The organism is Cohnella algarum (assembly GCF_016937515.1).
Taxonomy (GTDB): Bacteria; Bacillota; Bacilli; order Paenibacillales; family Paenibacillaceae; genus Cohnella; species Cohnella algarum.
The window spans coordinates 1355076-1369410 of the sequence record NZ_JAFHKM010000002.1 but is presented as its reverse complement, the minus strand read 5'-3'; the positions used below and the strand labels follow the sequence as shown (position 1 = coordinate 1369410).

11 protein-coding genes are annotated in these 14335 nt (G+C 61.5%); all 11 read left to right on the top strand.

Going from position 1 to position 14335, the window contains the following annotated elements:
* Window positions 1–14: 14 nt before the first annotated feature.
* Window positions 15–2450, top strand: coding sequence for an NEAT domain-containing protein (locus JW799_RS06140; protein ID WP_205429079.1), 2436 nt, complete (start codon window positions 15–17; stop codon window positions 2448–2450).
* Between the two features lie 186 nt (window positions 2451–2636).
* A complete protein-coding gene (locus JW799_RS06135; protein ID WP_205429078.1) occupies window positions 2637–2909 on the top strand; it encodes a hypothetical protein in 273 nt (90 codons plus the stop codon).
* A 123-nt stretch (window positions 2910–3032) separates the two neighbouring features.
* Window positions 3033–3950: a heme ABC transporter substrate-binding protein IsdE gene (gene isdE, locus JW799_RS06130; protein WP_205429077.1), complete on the top strand. Its 918-nt coding sequence runs from the start codon at window positions 3033–3035 to the stop codon at window positions 3948–3950.
* The gene (locus JW799_RS06125) at window positions 3947–4930 is read left to right on the top strand and encodes a FecCD family ABC transporter permease (RefSeq protein WP_080832763.1); all 984 of its coding nucleotides are present in this window, start codon (window positions 3947–3949) and stop codon (window positions 4928–4930) included. Before isdE ends, JW799_RS06125 begins: the two co-directional genes overlap by 4 nt.
* Window positions 4920–5720, top strand: coding sequence for an ABC transporter ATP-binding protein (locus JW799_RS06120; protein WP_205429075.1), 801 nt, complete (start codon window positions 4920–4922; stop codon window positions 5718–5720). The genes JW799_RS06125 and JW799_RS06120 overlap by 11 nt, the downstream gene beginning before the upstream one ends.
* 430 nt (window positions 5721–6150) lie before the next feature.
* Window positions 6151–6732, top strand: coding sequence for a TetR/AcrR family transcriptional regulator (locus tag JW799_RS06115; protein ID WP_205432840.1), 582 nt, complete (start codon window positions 6151–6153; stop codon window positions 6730–6732).
* A 50-nt stretch (window positions 6733–6782) separates the two neighbouring features.
* Window positions 6783–7154, top strand: a complete 372-nt coding sequence (locus tag JW799_RS06110; RefSeq protein ID WP_205429073.1) for an OsmC family protein — start codon at window positions 6783–6785, stop codon at window positions 7152–7154.
* Between the two features lie 47 nt (window positions 7155–7201).
* A complete protein-coding gene (locus JW799_RS06105) occupies window positions 7202–8563 on the top strand; it encodes a cytosine permease (protein ID WP_240353169.1) in 1362 nt (453 codons plus the stop codon).
* A 28-nt stretch (window positions 8564–8591) separates the two neighbouring features.
* Complete coding sequence (locus tag JW799_RS06100) at window positions 8592–10694, top strand: hydantoinase/oxoprolinase family protein (RefSeq protein ID WP_205429071.1); 2103 nt, start codon at window positions 8592–8594, stop codon at window positions 10692–10694.
* Entirely contained in the window at window positions 10691–12211 is a 1521-nt protein-coding gene (locus JW799_RS06095) for a hydantoinase B/oxoprolinase family protein (RefSeq protein WP_205429069.1), read from the top strand. Before JW799_RS06100 ends, JW799_RS06095 begins: the two co-directional genes overlap by 4 nt.
* Entirely contained in the window at window positions 12201–13964 is a 1764-nt protein-coding gene (locus JW799_RS06090; protein WP_205429067.1) for a hydantoinase B/oxoprolinase family protein, read from the top strand. Before JW799_RS06095 ends, JW799_RS06090 begins: the two co-directional genes overlap by 11 nt.
* Window positions 13965–14335: the final 371 nt, after the last annotated feature.

Below are 14335 nucleotides of genomic sequence, written 5' to 3'. Positions count from 1 at the left end.
AAGGAGATGCGATGTTGAACAGATCTTATTTTAAAGTTATCGCGTTATTGTCGGCCGTCTTTACGCTTTTTGCCGGATTGAACTTCGTTCCGGGCAAAGCTTCCGCCGCAACCGGCGAATCCGCCTCGTCCGCGGTGTATCGGGACGGCACGTACTTGATCGATTACACGGTTTACAAGGTCGAGGACGGCCAAGGCACGGATTCGGCATCCGTAATGGACGGCTACATGGACAAGGCCGCCAAAGCCAAGGTCGAAATCGCCAACGGCGAGACCTGGGTCACGGTCGTACTGACGCAAGCCCACTGGTGGGTGACGCTGGAAGTCGACAACGGCGACCCCAAGGGAGCGGAGGATTACAAATACCCGAAGGTGACGACGGTAAGCGAGGACACGGCGGCCGATAAAAGGACGGTCAAATTTAAGGTCGCCGATCTGGGAGCAAGATCGAAATCCTATGTCCATATAGACGCTACGGATACGATTCCGGGCTATAACAACAAGTACGACATCGAATTCGGTTTCGACACGGCGTCGATTCCGCTCGCGGGGTCCGAAGAGCCGGAACAGCCGGGGGAACCGCAGCAACCGGAACAACCGGAACAACCGCAGCAACCGGAACAGCCGGAACAGCCGGAACAACCGGAACAACCGGGTCAACCTGGCGAAGAGCAACCGGAGCAGCCTGCGGAAGAGCCGACGCTTGCGGACGGCAATTATACGATCGATTTTACGGTATTGAAAGCGGAAGAAGACGCGCCGTCCACGATGGAGCGGTACTTCCTGGCGCCGAAGCTGCTTACGGTCAAGGACGGCAAGAAGCGGATCGCGATGACGGTGGCAGACAGCTCTGTCGTCAAGGAATTCAAAGTGGCCGCGGACGGCGAAAACTACGCGGAAGCGACGACGCTGAGCGCGGACGAGAAAGCCGATACCCGCATCGTCCAGTTCGAAGTCGCGCAGTTGAAAGACATTTTGAAGGCGAAGGTTCATGTCGTGACGACCTATTTGAACAACGGGGTCCCTACTCCTTACGAAGCGACTTACAATATCCGCTTCGCGTTCGACATTGGCAGCATCAAGCAAGGCCTGGCGAACGGCAAATACAACGTCTCGCTGACGTTGCCGGACAACGCGAAGGAGCATGTCGACGGTACGCTCGGCCTGACGGTGGAAGACGCGAAAGGTACGGTAACGTTCAACGTAGCGGAAGGGGCGACCGTTACCAAGCTGCAAAAAACGGGCGTAAGCAGCTTCGTCTATCCGAAGGCGTCCGAAGTCGCGGCTCTTGCGTTGACGGCGGCGAAGGCGGTGCAGTTCGAGCTTTACGATCTGAGCGCGACGTATACCGCGTTTGTGAAGGTTGACGGGGACGAGACCGAGCGCACGTTCGAATTCGCGCTGGGCGGCGCGACTCCGGCCGAAGAGGACGGAACCGGCGGCAATGGCGGCGGAACCGGAGGTTACCTGCTGTCCGACGGCAATTATACGATGGATTTTACCGTTTTGAAAAAAGGGACGACGGATACGTCGGTCATGAACGGCTATGTGGTCACGACCGCCAAGTTGAGAGTCGAAAACAAAATCAACTACGTGGCGGTTACGCTCAAGCAAAGCAAGGAAATTACCGGGTTCACGGTCAACGGCGTCACCCCGAATACGATTGAATCCAACGCCGCCGAAAACACGCGCACCGTCGAATTCGAAGTCGCGGATTTGACGGCGATTATCCCGGCATGGGTAAAAATCGATTGGCCGGAATACAACTACCACCACGAATACGACATCGACCTGAAGTTCGGCGCGCCGCGGCTTGTGCCGGTGAAGATCGAAGCCGGGCCGAAAGAGGAAGAGACGGAAGAAAGCGGCGGGGAAAACGCGGGCTCCGGCACCGAAACCGGCTCTGCGGGCGAGACGGTCCGATTGAGCGATATTCAGTACCACTGGGCTAAAGGCACGATCGAGGAAGCGGTGAAGCTCGGCTTCGTAACCGGCTTTACGGACGGCACGTTCCGTCCGGACGCGCAAGTAAGCCGCGCCGAATTCACGGCGCTGATCGCCCGCGCGCTGAAGCTGGCGAGCGCCGAAAACGGCCTGACCTTCAAAGACCTCGGCAACATTCCGCTGTGGGTCCGGCCGTATATCGCGCAAGCGGTCGAAGCGGGTCTCGTCAGCGGCTACCAGGACAACACGTTCCGTTCTTCCAACCCGATCACGCGCACGGAAATCGCGGTCATTCTGATTCGCGCGCTCGGCATCGAGCCGGACGAAACGGCCGAGCTGCCGTTCAAGGACGCGGACCAGGTCCAATCCTGGGCCCGCCCGTACGTCGCCACGGCCTACAAGCTGGGGTTGATCGGCGGCAAGTCGAGCGAGCTGCTCAAGCCGAACGACAACGCTTCGCGCGCGGAGGCGGTCACCTTCATCATGCGCCTGCTGAAGCAGCAATAACGCTTACGCCGCGCGCTCCCGGCGCGCGGGGGTTCGCTGCCGTCGCACGGCGATTCGCTGCCGGGACGACGGCGCGCGAAGAGATTCGCGGAGGGTGCCGGAAAAGGGCATCCTTCGTGAGTTTTGACGATTTGGCCGCCTTTGAAGAAGGCCCCCTTTACCCTTTGTCGGATAGGAAAACCTACGTTGGATTTCATCCAATCTACAAAGCTTATTTGGCGAATGAAGCGTTCCAGGATGGATTTTATCCAACGAGAAACGGGAATTCCGGGCAAATCTTTTAAAAAGTCGTCATCTGATTGGACAAAATCCAACGTAGGCGGCGGGATTTACGAAAGTGCGGCTGTTGATTGGACAAAATCCAACGAAGGCTGCGAGGTTTACGAAAGTGCGGCTGTTGACTGGACAAAATCCAACGAAGGCGATGGTTCGGCCAAACGGCATACGCCCGGCCAATGACCCGACGATGAAGAAAAGTTCCAACAAGGCGCCGCTTTCGATCGGATCGTCGTCTGCGAGGTTTTGCGGGAACGGACGGGGCGGGAACGGCCCGGAAAGCAGGTTGAAAGGAGTTTTGCACCGATGAAAAAACGATGGGGCTTATGGCTGGGCGCGCTGCTGCTCGTCGCCGCGGCCGGATGCTCGGCGTCGGCGAAAGAAGGCGTTTCGTCTCCGTCCGCAAAGACGGCATCTTCCGCCCAGGCAGGTCCATCCGCTCAGACGGCGGAAACGCACCGCATCGTGGCGACGACCGTCGCGGTCACGCAGATGATGGACGCGCTCGGCATCGAGCTGGTCGGCGTGCCGACGAGCGCGAAGACGCTCCCGGCCCGTTACGACGGCGCGACGAGGGTCGGCAACCCGATGAGCCCGGATTTGGAAATCGTCAAATCGCTGAAGCCGACGGAGGTGCTGTCCGTCACGACGCTGCAGTACGATTTGGAGCCCAAGTTCGAAAGCGCCGGCATCGAGGCGGAATTCGTGGATTTGACTAGCCTGGCCTCGATGCAGGAAGCGATTTCGACGATCGGCGGGAAGTACGGCAAGGAAGACGAAGCGAAGGCGCTCGTCGCGAAATACGACGATAAAATCGCCGAAGTTCAGGCGGCGGTAGCCGGCAAGGAGCAGCCGAAGGTGCTGATCCTGATGGGCGTTCCCGGCAGTTATCTGGTGGCGACGGAGCATTCCTACATCGGCGACCTCGTCAAAATGGCCGGCGGCGTCAACGTCGTGCAGGGAGAGACGGTGGAATACCTCGCGTCCAACAGCGAGTATTTGCACCAGTCGAATCCGGACGTCATCTTGCGCGCGGCGCACGGCATGCCGGAAGAGGTCGTGAAGATGTTCGACGAGGAATTCAAGGAAAACGACATCTGGAAACATTTTAACGCGGTCAAAAACGGACGGGTTTACGACCTGGAAGAGGCGCTGTTCGGAACGACCGGAAACCTTGCGGCCGATGAGGCGCTCGACGCGCTCGTAGGGATGCTGTATCCATGACGAAAAAAGTGCTGAGCTTCGTCGTCGTGATCGCGCTGCTGCTTGCCGTCGTCGCATACTCGACCGCGACCGGCAGCATCAAGGTCGGGTTTTGGGAATTGCTTCAGGGGCTTTGGACCGGCACGAACGAGCAGGTCGAAGTCATTCGCGATTTGCGGCTGCCGCGCCTGATCGTCGCCTTGTTCGTCGGCGCGTCGCTCGCGGTGTCCGGCGTGCTGCTGCAGGCGGTCATGCGCAACCCGCTCGCCGACGCGGGCGTCATCGGCATTTCGTCGGGGGCGGGGCTTATCTCGCTGCTGTTTGTCACGATTTTTCCGGCGCTGTTTTTTTGGCTGCCGTTTTTTGCGTTTCTCGGCGGGGCGTTCGCTTTTTTTCTCGTCTACTCGCTTTCGTGGAAGTCGGGCTTAAGCCCGATCCGGATCGTGCTGGTCGGCATCGCCATCAACGCGACCTTCACCGGGCTTGGGCAGTCGTTCAACTATCGGGGGAGCTACGCGGTGACGAGCGTCAACCAGGCGACGACCTCGATTTTCACGCTGAAAACGTGGACGGACGTGCAGACGATGCTGATTTACGGCACGGCCGGCCTTGCGCTGGCGATGCTGCTGTCGTCCTGGTGCAATCTGCTCGCGATGCAGGACAAAACCGCCCGCAATCTGGGGCTTCCCGTCAACCGCGCGCGTTTGCTCGTGTCCATCGTCGCCGTCCTGCTTGCCGCCGTGGCGACCGCGATTGGGGGGCTGATCGCTTTTGTCGGGCTGCTCGTTCCGCATATCGCGCGGTTTCTGGTCGGTTCGGATCACCGCATTCTGATCCCGTTTTCGGCTTTGGCCGGGGCGCTGCTCATTTTGACGGCGGATACGCTGGGCAGGACGATTCTGGCGCCGACCGAAATTCCGGCCTCGATCATGATGACCGTCATCGGCGGGCCTTTCCTTATCTTCCTGCTGAGAAGGAGCGCGCGAGTCCATGGAAATTGACAACGTTACGTTTTCGTACGACAAAAAGACGAATCAGTTAAAAGGAGTTTCCGGTCTCGTCGAGAGCGGGAAAATCACGACGATCATCGGCCCGAACGGCTGCGGCAAGTCGACCTTGCTCGGCGTCATGTCGGGCAATCATGCGCCGGGCGGCGGCCGGGCGGTGCTGGACGGCAAAGCGATTCACCAGTACAAGCCGAAGGAGCTGGCGCGCAAGCTTGCCGTCGTCCACCAGCAGAACGACGCGCCCTCGGACATGACGGTGGAGCGGCTCGTCGCCTTCGGCCGCATGCCGCACCGGACGATGCTCGGAGGAGACCGCGAGGAGGACGAGCGGGCGGTCGAGTGGGCGCTCGGCTGCACGAATCTGGCGGGCAAGCGGAACCTCGCGATCGACCGGCTGTCCGGCGGGGAGCGGCAGCGGGTTTGGATCGCGATGGCGCTTGCGCAGAAGACGCCGATTCTTTTTCTCGACGAGCCGACGACTTATCTCGATATCTACTACCAGCTCGAAATCCTCGAGTTTATCAAGCGGCTGAACGAGGAGCACGGCCTTACGATCGCGATGGTGCTGCACGACATCAACCAGGCGATCCGCTACAGCGACCGGATCATCGCGATGAAGGCCGGAACGGTCGCGGCGGCGGGGACGCCCGAGGAAGTCGTGACGGAGCGCGCCATTCGCGACATTTACGGAGTCGAGGCCGTCGTCCGGCGGGAGCCGGGGGCGGGGCTGCATGTCGTTTTGACGGGGATCGTGAAAAACAGCGCCGCAGCCGTTGCTTACTAGACACGATAGACACGAAAGGGACTGCCCGGGGTCAATGATGACTCTTTGGACAGTCCCTTACTTCCTGAACTGGTGTAAGCAGGATTACCCGCGCTATTATCCAAATAATTCCCTCTGCAAAATAAGGCGAAAATTCCTCTTCAATAAAGACAGCAAATCCCTCTGCCCAGAATAAGATGCCGAGAATCAGAAGAGGTTTTCGAATTCCGCTTTTTTCATGACCTTCCCCCCCTGTTCGCCATTATTATACATGGATTGAATCAACAGCTTCGTTCGACGATTCCCAGACACGATTCATTCCCCCAATTGACAAATCCATAGTTCCCCCATATGATTTACTTGACTGACTAGTCAATCGAGAGGTGGGGTACGTATTTCGGACCATAGAGACAACGAGGTTCCGAACGACTTGGGGCGCAAGGAACTTCTGATGTCGATCGCGGTGGAGCGATTTGCCAAGTACGGGTACAGGCAGACGAAAATCTCGGACATCGTCGGACAGGCGGGGGTGGCGCAGGGGACGTTTTATTGGTATTTCAAGAGCAAGGAAGCCGTGGCGTTGGAAATTATCGCCGCCGGCAAGGAGCGGCTGCTGCAGGTCATCGGGCAAGGCTACCGCAAGCAGGTCGGCTCCGTGCAGGATATGGTGCAGTCCTCGCAAATGCTTTTGGGCGGATTGTTCGAATTTGCTCGCGAGAATCGCTATTTAATGGAAATGCTACTAACGGGAAGCGGCGGGGACGAAACGATCCGCAAGGCGACGCACGAGACACGGGTGGCGATGGAGGAGGCTTTCCGGCGCAATATGCGCAGGGCGATCGAGCTGAAAATGCTTCCCGAGTCGATGAACGTCGAGGTGCGTTCCGCGCTGCTGATGAGCCTGATCGAAGGCGTCGTCTCGCGGTGGCTGTTCGGTCCGGTTCACCCCGAGGGGAATTTGACGGAGCGAACGGCGGAGGAGCTGGCCGCGGAGACGGCGCGATTCGAGTTTTTCGGGCTTCTCGGCGTGTGATTTACAGGAACCGAGCGTTTTTCGTTTTACACAACATGGAGGGAACCGACATGATCGAAGTAAGCTGGACGGACAATCACTACGTTGTAAAAGACGGGGAAGGCGTCGAATGGGGAACGGAAGCTTCGACTTCCTGGACGCCGATCGTGCTGCTCGAGTGCTCGCTTGCGCTTTGCGTGGCCAAGTCGCTTAACATGGCCATGGAGCGCGACGGCGTCGAGGCGGATCGGTTTGTCGTCACTCTTCATTCCGCGAAAGCGGGCTCGGGGGCCTCGCGGATCGAGAGGTTTGACTTGAGCGTCGAGCTTCCCAACCTGTTCGAGTCCGGCTATAAGGAAAAGCTCGTTCGGCACGCTTCGCAAATATGCACGATCGGCAACACGCTGAAGCGGGGCAGCGAGCTGAGTTACGAAGCGGAATAACGGGCCCCTACGGGGCTAACATGACCATCCAAAGGAGAGTGTGTTCGATGACGCAGTCTCAAATGACGGCATCGAATCCGGCAGGCAATGCCGGCGTGGAGGATTATTCGATTACAGCGGTGCCGGGCGACAAGCGCAAATCGTTTTTAAATATTTCCGTGACCAGCTGCGCATGGATCATCTCGTTGTCGACGATGTTCGCGGGAGGATCGCTGGCGGCCGGCTTGAGCTTCGGACAAGCCGTTCTCGCCGGCGTGTTCGGCATGCTGATTCTTGCGATTTATGGATTTTTCCAAGGCTGGATGGGCGCGAAATACGGCGTGTCGACGACCGTGCTGGCCAGGCAGGCGTTCGGACGTTGGGGTGCGGGGATTTTCGGCCTTCTTCTCTCGATTACGATGGGCGTTGGCTGGTTCGGCTGGCAGATCGCGTTTTTCGGGTTGACAATCGAGCAGATGTTCCCCGGACAATGGTTCGCCGATCAGACGGTTGCGATGATTTGGGGCGGCATTTTGATGATCGCGACCGCGTTTATCGGCTATCGCGGGCTTGCGGCGGTCAGCTTTATCGCGGTTCCGCTAATTTTCATCTTGTCGATTTGGGGCTTTGTCGCGGCGGTCAATCATGCCGGAAGCTTTGAAGCTTTGCTGAATTCCGTTCCGGTGGGCGAGCCGATGACGTTGTTCGCGGGCATTACGCTCGTGGTCGGCAACGCGGCGCTCGGCGCGGTCGTGTTTCCGGACGTTTCCCGTTACGGCAAAACGCCGCTTGGCGGGGGCATGGGCGTATCTACGGGATACTTCCTGGGCGGGCTGTTCTGCATCTTGGCCGGAGCGGCCATGACGTTCGCGGCGCAAGTGCCGAGCCTGGGCGCAACCGCGAACATTCCGGCGGCAATGGCGCAAATCGGCCTCGGATTTTTCGCTTTTCTGATCCTCGTGTTTGCGCAATGGACGACGAACGACAGCAATTTGTACACCGGCGCGCTGGGGCTGCGGAACGTCATCAAGCTGCCGAAATTCATTTTGGTCCTCGTGATGGGGGCGCTGGGCATCGCGATCGCGGTAACGGGCATTCAGGATAAATTCGTGCCGTTTCTCAATTTTCTCGGGACGTACGTGCCGCCGATCGCGGGCGTCATGATCGCCGACCATTGGATCGTCGGTCCGTATATCCGCAAGCAAGAGTACCGTTTCGGTCCCGGCGCCGAGTATGACAAGCTTAACGTGGCGGCCATTGCGGTCGTGATTTTGGCGGGCTTTGCGGCTTCCAGGCTGACGTTCGGCATCGGCCCGGTCAATGCGATCGTGCTGTCGCTTGCCGGGTATATCGTGGTCGCTTATTTGCTGAATCTATTGAAAATTCCTTATGCGTTCGGACGGAGCCGCGAAGATCAAACGGGATTCTAACGGACGCGCGGATGGAGGCTGCTCACCCATGAATTCTGCATCGGAACATCCGTCATGGATGCTTGGCATTGATGTCGGAGGTACGTTTACCGATTTGGTCGCCCTGGACGGCGACGGAAACCTTACGTCTACCAAAACGCCTTCGACTCCCGATCCTTCCGAGGGCGTCATGAACGGCATCGCCAAGCTCGGCGAGCGGTTCGGGCTGCCGCTGCGCGAGTTCCTCGCGCGCTGCTCCCTGATCGTTCACGGCACGACGGTAGCGACGAATACGATTTTGGAATACAACGGGGCCAAAGTCGGCTTGATCACGACCGAGGGCTTCCGCGACGAGATCGAGTTCCGGCGGGCCTATAAGGAAAGCGTCTTTTCGCCGCGGCTCCCGGCACCGCACCCGATCGTGCCGCGCAGGCTGCGCATCGGCGTGCCGGAGCGGCTGGACGCGAAGGGAAATGTGATTCAGCCGCTGGACGTGGAAGCGGTCCGGCAGGCGGCGCGCTTCTTCGCGCAAGAAGAAGTAGAGGCCGTTGCGGTCTGCTTCCTGTTCAGCTTCATCAATCCGGAGCATGAGAAACGGGTTCGGGACCTTTTGCGGGAAGAGGCGCCGCAGCTGTTCGTCTCGCTGTCGAGCGAGGTGCTGCCGCAAATCCGGGAATTCGAACGCGTCAGCACGACGGTCGTGAACGCCTATACGGGACCTGCGCTGCAGCGGTATCTGGAGCGCTTGGAGCGGACGCTCGGCCAGGAAGGCTTCGGCGGCGAACTGTACGTCATGCAGTCCAACGGCGGCGTGCAAAATATCGTGCAAAGCGGCAAGCTGGCGGCCGGCTGCCTGCTTTCCGGTCCGGCAGGCGGGGTGACCGCCGCTTCCTTCCTCGGCGAGCGGATCGGCTATTCGGATCTGATCACCGTCGACATGGGCGGGACGAGCTACGACGTATCGGTCATCGAGCAGCTGCAGCCGACGCTTACGACGGAAAGCTGGATCAGCCGGTACCGCGTCGCGCTGCCGATGCTCGACATTCACACGGTCGGCGCGGGCGGCGGCAGCATCGCCTGGGTCGACAACGGCGGCCTGCTGCAGGTCGGCCCCCGGAGCGCGGGATCGTACCCCGGCCCGGCATGCTACGGGCGCGGCGGGAAGGAACCGACCGTCACCGACGCGAATCTGGTGCTCGGTTACTTGAATCCCGACCGGTTTCTCGGCGGGGAAATGAAGCTGGACAAGGAAGCGTCCGTCGAGGCGATCCGCACCCGCATTGCGGAGCCGCTCGGCATTTCCGTGATGGAAGCGGCGATCGCCATTTCCGAGATCGTCAACAACAACATGTCCAATGCGATCCGTTTCGTGACGACGCAGCGCGGACACGATCCCCGGCGGTTCGCGCTGCTCGCCGCGGGCGGGGCCGGCGCCATTCACGCCGGGCGGCAGGCCGAGGATCTCGGCATCGAGACCGTGATCGTGCCGAAGTTCGCGCCCGTGCTGTGCGCGCTCGGCGACGTGTCCGCGCACCTGAAGGTGACCGAGCTGCGCACCCGGTTCGAACGCGCGGACCGCGTCGACCTGGAGGCGATCAACGCCGCGTTCGACGAGATGGAGAAGTCCGCGCGGGAGAAGCTCGGCGGCGGCGCGGCGGCGCGGCAGTTCGAGGCGCGGCGGTTCGTGGACATGCGCTACGAAGGCGAAGTGCATGAAGTGACGCTGCCGATCCGCACGCGGACGCGGCGGGTGACGGCGCTCAACATGGAGGCGACGGTCTCGCAATTCCACGATTGGCACGAGCGGCTGTACGCGCACAAAAATCCGGGCCAGCCGGTCGAAATTTTGAACTTGCGCCTCGATCTGATCGGCGTGCGGGACCGGATCCCGCTGCGGGAATCGCCGTTCGACGAGGAGAACCCGGCGGCGGCGCAAACGGGAACCCGCAAAGTGCATTTCGGTCCCGAAGCGGTCGACGCCGCCATCTATAACGGAGATCTGCTGAATCCGGGCAACATGATCGTGGGTCCCGCCGTCATCGAGCAGTGGGGCACGACGATCGTCGTTTATCCGGGCCACGAAGCGCTGATCGACGCCTTGGGCAACTGCATGATCGAGGTCCGGAGGGAAAGAGAGGGTGCTGCGGTATGACGGAGACGTCGGCTAACCGGATCGAGCGGCAAATCATCTATGGCAAGCTGGCGGCTCTGAACATGCACGCGGGCGAGCGCCTGCAGCGGATCTCCCGTTCTCCGCTCATTGCGGAAAACCGGATGTTCGCCGCGGCCGTGCTGACCCCGGGACTCGAGCTGGCGCATCAAATCCAGTTCGAGCCCGAGCACTTGTACGCTTTGCGCGCCTCGGTGCGGCATGCGTTCGATGTGTTTGCTTACGACATCGCCGAAGGGGATGTCATCGTTACGGCCGACCCTTACGGCGGCGGCACGAAAGGACAGGCGCTGACGATGGCGGTGCCGGTGTTCGTGGACGGGGAACTGACGATGTTCCCCGCGATTCGGGCGCAGCTCGCCGATCTCGGAGGCGAAATTCCCGGCGGGTACAATCCCGTCGCTTTTGAACTCTGGCAGGAAAGCGTGCGGATCACGCCGGTCAAGCTGTTCGCGGGCGGCAAGCTGCAGCGCGACGTGTTCCGGTTTTTGACGTCGAACAGCCGGACGCCGGACTGGCTCGGCGCCGATCTGGAGGCGATGCACTCCTGCTGCCGCGAGGCGCAGCGGTCCCTTCTGGAATTGATCAAGCAATACGGCGACGGGAAAGTCCGGCAATCGGTCGCTTCCATGATCGCCTACACGAACGCGGAAGCGCTGCGGGCGCTGCCCGGCAAGGGGGCGTCGCACGAGGGCAGGGCCGAATGGACGTTCGAGGAAGCGCAGGGAACGGTTCGCGTACATGGCAAACGGGAAGGGGGACGGTTCGTGTTCGATTTTGCCGGCAGCTCCGGGCAAGGGGACAACCCCTTCAACTGCACGGCGGAAACGGCGAAAGCATGCGCGGTGGCGGCGGCGCTGGCGGACCGGCTGGACGAGCTGCCGCTCAACGACGGCCTGCTTGAGGCGTTCCGGTTCGAGATGCCCGCGGGCTCGGTCGTGGCGCCGGAATTTCCGGCGGCGACGGCGCTTGGCGGCAGCGTGACCGGACATGCCGTCGCCGCCGCGGTGACGGACGCGCTGGGAGGCGGCGGCAAACGGGCGCAGGACCGCGGCGGCAACGCCGATGCGGCCTACCCGGCCGTACATGGCAACGGCCCGTGGGCCATGCTGTACGCGCCGATCGGTTCGCCGAAGGTCGTTCCGCTTCGCGTCGACCCCGGCTTTCCGTCTTCGCCGGGCGGCTGGGGGCCGTCCGGACTTTACGGGTCGGGACGGCTTGCCTCGGCGGAGGAGATGGAAACCGGGTACGGCTTTCGGCTGGAGCGGAGGGAGCGGACGGACGACCGCGGCGGCGGCATGGACGTGCGGCTGCGGATTCTGGAGGGCGAGTGGGAGTTCAAGGTGTTCTCGCCCGACAAGAGCGCGCTGACGGTTCGCGCCGCAACCGAATCCGACGGCTCGCGCCCGCAAGTGCTGAAATCCGGAGATTTGCTGGAATTCCGTTATGCCGGGCCGAATACATCAGGGAAAAACGGAGGCGAGGCCGATGGCTCGTGAGACGAACAAACGCATTTTGTCGCAGGTCGTAGGCGGGACGCTCGATTCGGTCGCCCAGGAGATGAGCGCGGTCGTCACCCGGACAGCCAGGTCGCCGCTTTTTAACGAAGCGCACGATTTTACGACCGGCATTTTCGACCTGCCCGGGAGCACGTCCCGGCTGGTCGCCCAGGCGCCCGGCTGCACGCTGCACTTGTATGCCGTCGTCAGCGCGGTCGACCGGTTGATGGAGGCTTTCCGTTACGACTTGCACCCGGGCGACGTGCTGCTCGTCAACGATCCGTATTACGGCGGCTCGCACAGCCTGGACTGGACGATCGTGACGCCCGTGTTTTACGGCCGGAAGCCGATGCTGCTTCCCGCGGTCCGCAGCCACATGGGCGACAACGGCGGGCCGGTGGCGGGCGGCTACAATCCGCGTTCCCGCGACATTTGGCAGGACGGGCTGCGCATTCCGCCGGTCAAGCTGTACGAACGCGGGGAAAAACGCAAGGACGTGTTCGAGCTCATTCTCGGCAACAACCGGCTGGCCCACTGGCTGGAGGGCGACTTGAACGCGATGATCGGCGCCTGCCAGGTGGCGGCGGACCGCGTGCAGCAGCTGCTCGACCGCTACGGCGGCGAGGCGGTGGCCGAGGCGATCGACGACCGCATCGCCTACACCGAACGGCGGGTGCGCGAGGAGATCGCGAGCTGGCCGGACGGCACGTATACGGCGGAGACGTTTGCCGATCATGATTTTCAAGGCAACCGCGACATCCGGGTCCGGGCGACGGTGACCGTGTCGGGCAGCGACCTGGCGATCGACTTTACGGGTTCGTCCCCGCAAGTGGAGGGCTTTGTCAACAGCCCGCTTTCCAATACGACGTCGTTTGCGTTCGTCGGCATTTCCACCTGCTGCGACGAGGACATTCCGATCAACGAAGGGTATATGAATCCGGTGACCGTAACGGCGCCGCCCGGCACGGTCGTCAACCCGCTGCCGCCGGCTCCGTGCGGCCATGCGACCGCCTGCGTGGGCGCGGAAATCGCGGAGGCGGTGCTGCTCGCCCTGTCGCAATGCGCGCCGACGCGGGTCGGGGTGAACGCGCACAAGCTGCCGCTCGCCTACTCGCACGGACAGTACGAGGACGGCCGCCCGTGGGTCAACCTCAACTTTTTCGGCTACACGGGCGGCGCGGGCGCGGCTTACGGCACGGACGGCTGGGGACTGTATCCGCCGGTCATGACCGGGGTCATTCTGCCGTCGATCGAAATGACCGAGCTGCAATATCCGTGCCGGGTGCTCAAGCACGAGTACGCGGCGGATTACACCGGCGCGGGCAAATGGCGGGGCGCGCCCGGGCTTGAAGTGCGGATCCAGCACCTGGCCGAAAGCCGCACGAGCGTCATGATGGCCGGCGTCCGCAACACGACGAAGGGCTTCTGCGGCGGCGGCGACGGTCCGTCCAACGCGGTGATCGTGGACGACGGCCGGCCGGGCGCGAAGTCGGTGCCGGAGACGGAATTTGACCTGCCGATGGCGCCGGGCGGCATTCTGACGTTCCACCGCTCGGGCGGGGGCGGCTGGGGCCATCCGTACGAGCGCGAAGCCTCGCGCGTGCTGGACGATGTGCTGAACGGCTACGTGACGCCGGAGGCCGCGTTGCGCGATTACGGCGTCGTCGTGAAGCCGGCCGGAGCGGGCTACGTTCTAGACGAGGAGGCAACGGCGGCAAGGCGGGAGGAAATGCGTCGGGCCGTGACGCAGTAAAAAGAAAAACGAATCGCCGGCTGGCGCGACGGATGTCGCGGCCTGCCGGCGATTTTTCTTCGAATCGGAAGTCGGCTCGCCTCCCGATCCGATCCAACTGAGTCGCGGCTACACATGTTGACCGGCCATACGCTTAAAGCCGCACGCAGTTGGGTAACGACGACTCATCTCGCCGCCTCCGCACGCCTATTAACGATCCGGTTGAGTCGTGGCTACTCATTTTAACCCGCCATTCGCATTAAGCCGCACGCACTTGAGTCCATATGACTCATCTCGCCGCCGCCGTACTCCCACTAACGATCCGGTTGAGTCGAGGCTGCTCATCTTAACCCGCCAAACGCATGCTTGCCCGGTCGATGGCCATCGACTTT

What these genes read in the sequence shown, in the direction of transcription:
- JW799_RS06090 (WP_205429067.1), top strand. Translation starts at nt 12,201, where the DNA reads ATGGCTCGTGAGACGAACAAACGCATTTTGTCGCAGGTCGTAGGCGGG.
- JW799_RS06095 (WP_205429069.1), top strand. Translation starts at nt 10,691, where the DNA reads ATGACGGAGACGTCGGCTAACCGGATCGAGCGGCAAATCATCTATGGC.
- isdE (WP_205429077.1), top strand. Translation starts at nt 3,033, where the DNA reads ATGAAAAAACGATGGGGCTTATGGCTGGGCGCGCTGCTGCTCGTCGCC.
- JW799_RS06100 (WP_205429071.1), top strand. Translation starts at nt 8,592, where the DNA reads ATGAATTCTGCATCGGAACATCCGTCATGGATGCTTGGCATTGATGTC.
- JW799_RS06115 (WP_205432840.1), top strand. Translation starts at nt 6,151, where the DNA reads ATGTCGATCGCGGTGGAGCGATTTGCCAAGTACGGGTACAGGCAGACG.
- JW799_RS06105 (WP_240353169.1), top strand. Translation starts at nt 7,202, where the DNA reads ATGACGCAGTCTCAAATGACGGCATCGAATCCGGCAGGCAATGCCGGC.
- JW799_RS06120 (WP_205429075.1), top strand. Translation starts at nt 4,920, where the DNA reads ATGGAAATTGACAACGTTACGTTTTCGTACGACAAAAAGACGAATCAG.
- JW799_RS06110 (WP_205429073.1), top strand. Translation starts at nt 6,783, where the DNA reads ATGATCGAAGTAAGCTGGACGGACAATCACTACGTTGTAAAAGACGGG.
- JW799_RS06125 (WP_080832763.1), top strand. Translation starts at nt 3,947, where the DNA reads ATGACGAAAAAAGTGCTGAGCTTCGTCGTCGTGATCGCGCTGCTGCTT.